Genomic DNA, 4,272 nt, shown 5'->3' with positions numbered 1-4,272 from the left:
CCGATCAGCGCTTCGATATGAGCGAAGCTGGCTTCGGTGTTGGCGCGCAGTGCAGCCAATGCCTTCAGCGAAAGAGCAGCAGTGTTGGACCGAGCAGTCTCAAGGGTTGTTTCAGCGGTCTTCTGGGCAGCTTCCGCCTGGTCCTGGATCTTGGCATAAGCTTCCTTGGACTGGGCAACGCCCTTTTCGGCGAATTCGCGAACCTGATCGGTTACAGCGGTCGGATCGAAAGCAGGGATCGAGAACGCATCAGCAGTCTGTTTGGTGGTCTTGCTCATGATATAGATCCTTCTGTGGTCGGACAGATTTTGTCGAGCTATACTTCAACGACGTTGAATACTTGGCCAAGCTAACCGAGCTTATTGTGCATTGCAATATTATTTTTGCATCGCACACTCACCACACAGATTTTTCACAATATACAGACAAGTTTATAAGTAATTTTGAAGTTTCCACGCCACAACGCTCCCGTCGCAGGTCGCTGTTACGAGGCGGTCCACGAGGCTGTTTACCATCTCACGGTCGATCGAGCCCTCCTCTTCGCGCAGCACGGTTTCCAGTTCTATTGCGGCGTTGCTGATTTCAGGAAATCCGAAGATGCCACCTGTGCCGGCCATGGAATGGACGAGCGCCAGGAAATGCTCCTGCTCACTTGCTGTCGCGCCGTCGAAGATTGAGTGACCGGCGCGAAGTAGGGAGATTTCCCTTGCAGCGCTCGAGAAACCGTTGGCGCAATTGACCAAGTTTGTCTTCCATAATCAGGTCCCGGGAAGATATTTGCGCACGTCTCCTGCCAGTGCCATCGGATCAAATGGCTTCGCGATGACACCCGCCGCACCCAATTCCAGAAAGCGCTCGACGTCGCGCGCCTGAGTTCTTGCTGTAATGGAGACAACCGGAATATCTTTCGTGATCGTCTCAACGCGAAGCGCTGCCAAAGTCATCGGTCCATCTATGCCGGGCATCATGACATCGAGAAGGATCAGATCAGGATTCCAACTTCTCGCCATGTCGAGAGCCTCCTGACCACCGGAACATGTTTTCACTATCAAAGCGGGTCCAGTTCCAACGCCATTGAAGCGACCTCACGAATGTCACTCTCATCATCAACATAGATCACACGCCAGGATGCCAACACGCTCTCCAATCCAGTGACTGAGCCTCAGCTTCGTTATAAATCTCATCGGTTCTGCTCTAGCAGCGGGCCTCTGATTTACGCGAACCACAACGCAGTTATTGGCTAGCTGCCGTCACAACGCAATGCATGCCGATCTCAATCCCAAACTCAAATGTTCAAAGTGCGGATCTATGGATGTAGGACTGAAGGTGGCACCTGGTGGAAAGTACCGGCTCTTTGCCGCTATTTGATTGTGCAAGGCCGGTTTTTTCTTGTTACAAATGTAACTGGCGCAGTAAAGCTCACGGAAGTCGGGGCCGAGTATTGCATCGGGGAATTCTCGCTTGAAACATGCACACTACCCATCGCGAGTTTCTATCGAACAACGGGATCGTGGCTACCTGGCGGCCGCCCGCACGTGGCGCAAGGAACTTAAAGCCTCCCGTTTGACATCACGTGAACTCGGAATGCACCAGATCGCCGCTGCAACGTCCAGTTACAGTGACGACGAGGTCGCGGTCGTTGTACCGGTTAGAAATGAAAGGAAGTTCTTGGGTTCCTTTCTCACACATTATCGAAGGCTTGGAGTGACGCGCTTTATCGTCATCGATGATCAGTCTTCCGATGGTACCGTCGAATATTTATCGGCACAGACAGATGTTGATCTTTGGCGTTCCGCCGTACGATACGCGGATGCTCAGCGGTCGATCCTGTGGAGAGAATGGATCTTCAATCACTATGGGCAAAACAAATGGTACCTCAATCTGGACGTGGATGAGTACCTTGTTTATCAGCATTGCTATCAGCGACCGCTTGCGGATGTCGTGGCGCGACTTGTTGCGAAAAAACAGTTTCGTATGCCAGCACCGATGATCGACTTTTATCCTGGCCAACACTCCCATGCGACCTTATCGGATGACTGTTTTCCATGGGAGATCGCGAACCAATTCGACGCGACGGGATATGTCATCTGCCAAGCGAGTTCGGGGTGGTCAATAAAGGGTGGTGTGCGGGCAAGAAAGTTTGGGCTCTCGAACCAGCTCATCAAATACCCGCTTACCTATTGGGACGCGGAATGTTCGCTGTCTGAAGGAATACACAAGCCTCGCCCGCTGAAGCGTAATTTCGGCACCATCCACGGTGTCTTGATGCACTTCAAATTTTTCTCTGATCTCAAACCGAAGGTCGAGGCGGCGGTTGCTGACTGCCAATATTTCTCCAACGCTGCGGAGTATCAGGTAATCGCCAGAGCTCTCGCTCGATCTCACGAACTTCAGCTCTGTGATGACCATCAATCGGCGGTCTACACTGGACCAGACCAACTGATCGAGTTGGGATTTATGAAGGAACTCTGGTAAGCCTCTAGAGGCGGGGGCGACTGGCAAACGATTTGGCCTACAACCAAAAAAGGGCGGCTAAGAATCTGTGACTATGAAACAGCCCCTGAAAGATCCGGACAGCAAGATCGTCAGTAACCTCTTCCGCAACAGCAAGCTTGCGCTCAAAATCGCCCTGAAAGTCCCGTTCTTCATCTCGATCGAGGCGATGCTCGAAACCGATTGGAAAGCAAAATAACCTCGCTGACGCGAGGTGAAAAGACAGCAAGACGATTTTGGCTACTTCCATATGTCGCTCGTTGACGGCAAGTTCATCGCTTTTGCTCCTTCCATGGATCAGAAAAGCCCGCCTGCCGGTAAGGCACTTGTCGCCGCGGCCGATGGCCCGGTGGTCATGCGCCTTTTGGCTATGCGGCGCAGCGATGGCCTCCGAATGATCCATTTGATCTTGAGTTGGGAACAAATATGCCCGTCGCATCTTCTAGCTAATGCGTTGGCGGATCAAAGATTGGACGTACCTCGATCAACTGGTTGCGACGCGCACTGGATTGAGCGAAGCGGATGCGAACGCACGTGTGGATGTCGTTTTGGCGCGCGCGGATGCGGCAAAGATGCTGCCGACAAAGCCAGCGCCACGGCAGCATTCATGGCGGCGTTTCTCTGCTGGTTGGTGCATTTATAGCCAGCGTTGCCGCAGCGCTAGGCGGCCAGCAGCGAGATGAGGACGAAGAGGCTTACCTGGCATCCGACAAGGCTTAAATACCCGGATGTCCTGTCCCTCGATGGTCAATGGAGAGAATGCTGGAGCAAGCCAATGACAATCCGGGCAGTAATCATCGGCATAATCGTTTTTGTCGTGGCCGTTGTCGGTCTGATCCTGATTTTTCCAGTTGGGAACGAACAGCAAAATCGTCAGCCATCACCTCATGCTTTGGACCAGTCCAACTGAACGGAGGCACTTTTTGGAAACCCTAAGAATCTTTCGGCTGTTGCCCGTTGTGGATGAAGCCGATCCGCGTTGGGGCAACGCGGACAATCAGGGCGAAGTCACTGTTCGCGCGTATTCGGCCGCCGATGCGCGGCTCGTAGCGGCTGAGGCCGAAGACGATTTTCTGGAAATGAATGTCGCCCCCGCAGATGGAAACTCCACGAGGATGTTCAGTGCGTTTCGCGACGAAAAGCTTTATACGGTTATTGAAGACATCACGGGTGTTCATTCGTCCGAGGGTCCCCGAGGAGTTGTTGCGGGAAACATAAGGCCCGTGATCTTGTCGACGCGCCAAGTCGACGAGAATGGATAACATGCATACCAATCTTTCCCTCGTTTTTGTGACGGCTCCGATCTTGTTGTGTGCGCTGCTCGCCTCCATCCCCTATGATCATGGCACGCCGAAACGTAAGCGTACTAGCCGGCAGACCGTCCAACACCGCGAAACGCTTGAAACCATATTATTGACTCAAGGTATCCTCACTTGACGGGATTCGGTTCGATCGAGCTCGCAGGCTCAACGCAATATTTCTGCTCGCGGCAACCTCTGCCAAAAGTTGGTCACAGTCGTCCGGGTTTGCCAAGCTCGCCGTTACCCTTGTTTATTGTATCGGCAATCTGATCATGTTGAGGCTGGTGCGAGAATTCGGAATGGCCCGGGCCTTTAGCTTGTCGGCGATCATCCAGCTTGCCGCCATCAATATTATTGCTAGGGGGGTTTTTGGAGAACGTCTGCCGCCGACGCAATTAACTGTTATCACCCTGGCAATTTTCGCTGTAGGATTAATTACCTCCGGCTCCTCTATTGATTGAACTGCGCATGTTCAGCG

7 protein-coding genes and 1 pseudogene are annotated in these 4,272 nt (G+C 52.8%); 5 read left to right on the top strand and 3 right to left on the bottom strand.

Annotated features, from left to right (window positions below):
* From AAAC48_RS20580 to AAAC48_RS20570, 3 genes and pseudogenes are all read right to left on the bottom strand, one after another.
* Window positions 1-278, bottom strand: a pseudogene (locus AAAC48_RS20580) (phasin); the annotation flags it as partial.
* A 153-nt stretch (window positions 279-431) separates the two neighbouring features.
* The gene (locus tag AAAC48_RS20575) at window positions 432-743 is read right to left on the bottom strand and encodes an Hpt domain-containing protein (RefSeq protein WP_340655971.1); all 312 of its coding nucleotides are present in this window, start codon (window positions 741-743) and stop codon (window positions 432-434) included.
* A 15-nt stretch (window positions 744-758) separates the two neighbouring features.
* Window positions 759-1,010 carry a response regulator gene (locus tag AAAC48_RS20570; RefSeq protein WP_340655970.1) on the bottom strand — a complete coding sequence of 84 codons (252 nt, stop codon included), beginning with the start codon at window positions 1,008-1,010 and terminating at the stop codon, window positions 759-761.
* Window positions 1,011-1,461: 451 nt separating this feature from the next.
* Between AAAC48_RS20570 and AAAC48_RS20565 the strand changes: the two genes are divergently transcribed.
* From AAAC48_RS20565 to AAAC48_RS20545, 5 genes are all read left to right on the top strand, one after another.
* Complete coding sequence (locus tag AAAC48_RS20565) at window positions 1,462-2,475, top strand: glycosyltransferase family 2 protein (protein ID WP_340655969.1); 1,014 nt, start codon at window positions 1,462-1,464, stop codon at window positions 2,473-2,475.
* Between the two features lie 73 nt (window positions 2,476-2,548).
* On the top strand, window positions 2,549-2,692 hold the full coding sequence (locus AAAC48_RS20560) for a hypothetical protein (protein ID WP_340655968.1): 144 nt from the start codon (window positions 2,549-2,551) through the stop codon (window positions 2,690-2,692).
* Window positions 2,693-2,743: 51 nt separating this feature from the next.
* Window positions 2,744-3,136 carry a hypothetical protein gene (locus AAAC48_RS20555; RefSeq protein ID WP_340655967.1) on the top strand — a complete coding sequence of 131 codons (393 nt, stop codon included), beginning with the start codon at window positions 2,744-2,746 and terminating at the stop codon, window positions 3,134-3,136.
* Window positions 3,137-3,416: 280 nt separating this feature from the next.
* A complete protein-coding gene (locus AAAC48_RS20550) occupies window positions 3,417-3,755 on the top strand; it encodes a hypothetical protein (protein WP_340655966.1) in 339 nt (112 codons plus the stop codon).
* 338 nt (window positions 3,756-4,093) lie between these two features.
* The gene (locus AAAC48_RS20545) at window positions 4,094-4,255 is read left to right on the top strand and encodes a hypothetical protein (protein ID WP_340655965.1); all 162 of its coding nucleotides are present in this window, start codon (window positions 4,094-4,096) and stop codon (window positions 4,253-4,255) included.
* Window positions 4,256-4,272 lie beyond the last annotated feature (17 nt).

The organism is Phyllobacterium sp. (assembly GCF_037994405.1).
Classification (GTDB): Bacteria; Pseudomonadota; Alphaproteobacteria; order Rhizobiales; family Rhizobiaceae; genus Phyllobacterium.
This window is presented reverse-complemented; position numbering and strand designations above follow the sequence as displayed.

Excerpts from the sequence above, each read along its gene's own strand:
- AAAC48_RS20570 (WP_340655970.1), bottom strand. The coding sequence starts at position 1,010 with ATGGCGAGAAGTTGGAATCCTGATCTGATCCTTCTCGATGTCATGATG.
- AAAC48_RS20560 (WP_340655968.1), top strand. The coding sequence starts at position 2,549 with ATGAAACAGCCCCTGAAAGATCCGGACAGCAAGATCGTCAGTAACCTC.
- AAAC48_RS20555 (WP_340655967.1), top strand. The coding sequence starts at position 2,744 with ATGTCGCTCGTTGACGGCAAGTTCATCGCTTTTGCTCCTTCCATGGAT.
- AAAC48_RS20545 (WP_340655965.1), top strand. The coding sequence starts at position 4,094 with ATGGCCCGGGCCTTTAGCTTGTCGGCGATCATCCAGCTTGCCGCCATC.